The organism is Bifidobacterium sp. POST2/T3 (B1), from assembly GCF_058197115.1.
Window position 1 is genome coordinate 1 of sequence record NZ_JBVPQK010000429.1, and the last position, 2,172, is coordinate 2,172.

Genomic DNA, 2,172 nt, shown 5'->3' on the forward strand with positions numbered 1-2,172 from the left:
TTGGTCTTTCTGCGTTACGGTACGGATCTGACCATAGTCATACCCTGGCAGCGGATTATTCCATTGATTTTTGCCGGTCTGGGCGTGGTGCTGATTGGCGCGTCTGTATTAGCCTGGCTGGCATCAGCAAGGCGCACCCACTCTGTCTCAAAAGACCAGGATATTCCAGAAGATCAGGCTGCCAAGGATGGCCAGAGACCCCAGCAGGGTCAGGATCAGGGTCAGCCAGTGGCCGATCCCGGCAACAGCTGGCTCGCCGTCAGGTCGGCTGAAGATGGAGGTCAGGGTGCTCGCCAAGAGCAGGATGAGTACCAGACACAGGATGGACAACAGGGACCAGCATGATGCCATCATCGAAGACAGATGCACAAGGCCAAGCGCCTGGCGGACCACGGTAAAGGCATAGGCCAGCAGGGCAGCCATAAGTCCTGCGGCTAGCAGGCCTAGCGACCAGAGCCGTCCGGTCAGGCCTTTGCTGAAACCCGACTGTCGATGGTCATTGCGCCGAGCCCGCAGATGCGAGCTCAAGGCTCCAATCAGGGCTGATACCAGGGCAGCAGCCAGCAGAATGGGGCCACTGGCCATCAGGGTCAACAGGGCGGTCAGTGAAGGTATCAACCCTGTATCCGTGTGATCAGGCACTTGATTGAGCTGGTGGGGCTGGCTGCCGGCAATCATAGGCGTTGACCATTGATCGGCTTTGGTGCCCAATGCCACGGCGTTGATCCAGTCTTCCAGATTATGGGTATATCTGGGTTCAAGGGGCAACCCGGCCTTGGCCAGCCGGCTGCCGGTGCGGATCTGATGGTTGGTGGGGTAGTAGCGCAGGGTCACGTTGTCGTTGCCACTCGCATGTGTTCTGCGGATGATATCGCGCGCACCCTGCTCTACCGGCATGGAGACATCCATGGTGCCGAAGTTGATCATGACCGGCATCTGCAGCTGATCCAGATAGGGCAGGGAGGGAAAGTCGGCGTACTCCAGACCCAGCAGGGACAGGTCCATGCCCATGAGACGCGGTATAACGTTGCGAATCCCCTTAGGCGCGCCAATCAAGTCCAAATAGCTGGTGGCCGCCATGGCCATCTGCCGTCGTCCCGGGTAGACGGGAGGCGAAGTTAGGATGGAGAAGGCGATGCTGGGATCCTTGGCGGTCATGATGGACGATATCCAAGTGCCCTCGGACTCGGCGTACAGGCCCACCTTGGTTGGATCTACGCCGGGCCAGGAGCGCAGACGGTCAAGGGAACGCCCATAGTCGGCGGCCATGGCCTGATAGTCGCGGTGGAAGGTGGTGTAGGTGTCCAAACGCTTGTCGGGCACCAGTGTGGTGATGCCGGCTGAGGCCATGGCTGAAGCCAGGTCGCCAAATACTTCGGAGGATTTGCCTGTTCCGGCGCCATGGATGAACAGGCAGGCTGGTCCTGTGCCCTTGCGGTCGCTTGGCTCTCTGACGATGGCTTGGATACGAACTCCGCCAGCCAAAGTGATGCTGATTTTCTGCTCCCTGACTGGGTGGGTGCCCTCAGGGGTCGTGGGGCCCAAACTCGAAGCGACGGTAGTGGAGTGGGTCGAGACCCGCAGATGGTCGCGGTAGGGTTCCACCCGCCAGTCCGGCGTCATGGCTTGGCCCAAAAGGAGCATGACCAGCAGGATGACCACAAAGGAGGCGGCGGTAAAGCCCGCCCGTTTCAGCTTTTGCACCCGTCAACTCTACCCGACCGCCCGACTGGTTGGTCAGATGGACTTCATGATTGTGTTTCAGGTGGTCGGTTCTGGGCCTGTTCGGCTTCGTCCAGGGTTTCAAAGCCGTTCATCTGCACCGTGGCTAGGATGGTTTCCTCGGTCAGGTTGCCGCCCCGGGCCTCGATCTGGTCCACCATGGATTGGTAGAGATCCAGCGTCCGGGCCGAATAGGTGCCCAGTTCGCCGCGCAGGTAGGTTTCGAAGGAGGTGGCCTCCGGAGTGTCTTCACTGGTGCGCAGGACGCGCATCTCCTGACCTAGACGGGGGTAGCGCTCGCGGAAGTCCTTGGCCCAGGCCACCTGCCGGTCGATGATGTGCTCCTGCTGCTCCTGGCGATCCAGGCCCAGCTTGGGCAGGTAGGGGGCAATGCTGCTGTGGTACTGGTCCGGGGCGGTGGATTCCATCATCCGCCCATACTTTTCGGTC

2 protein-coding genes are annotated in these 2,172 nt (G+C 60.5%); both read right to left on the reverse strand.

Features of this window, described 5'->3' with window-relative positions; genetic code table 11:
- Positions 1-147: 147 nt before the first annotated feature.
- Entirely contained in the window at positions 148-1,704 is a 1,557-nt protein-coding gene (locus AC0AP0_RS12465; RefSeq protein WP_490430715.1) for an alpha/beta hydrolase family protein, read from the reverse strand.
- Between the two features lie 44 nt (positions 1,705-1,748).
- A partial coding sequence (locus AC0AP0_RS12470) for a DUF4125 family protein (RefSeq protein ID WP_490430716.1) occupies positions 1,749-2,172 on the reverse strand: 424 nt, incomplete at its 5' end.